The 225-nt window shown below is 66.2% G+C and carries 1 protein-coding gene; it reads left to right on the top strand.

Annotated features, from left to right (window positions below; genetic code table 11):
- On the top strand, positions 1-225 hold a 225-nt coding region (locus EXE44_RS21660), incomplete at both ends, for an aminotransferase class V-fold PLP-dependent enzyme (RefSeq protein WP_241991894.1).

Genomic DNA, 225 nt, shown 5'->3' with positions numbered 1-225 from the left:
TACAACGCGAACGTCCACCGCGGGATCCACGAGCTCAGTCACGAGGCCTCGCTCGCCTACGAAGAGGCGCACGACCGCGTCGCCGACTTCCTCGGCGCAGACGGCCGCGAGGAGATCGTCTTCACCAAGAACACCACCGAGAGCATCAACCTCGTCGCGTACGGTCTCAGCCGGCGTCTCAGCGAGGGCGACGAGATCGTCGCGACGGAGATGGACCACCACGCC

Origin of the sequence: Halorubrum sp. SS7, assembly GCF_005435055.1 — an archaeon.
Lineage (GTDB): Archaea > Halobacteriota > Halobacteria > Halobacteriales > Haloferacaceae > Halorubrum > Halorubrum salinarum.
The sequence above is the reverse complement of the archived record's forward strand: the minus strand, read 5'-3'. Positions and strand labels throughout refer to the sequence as shown.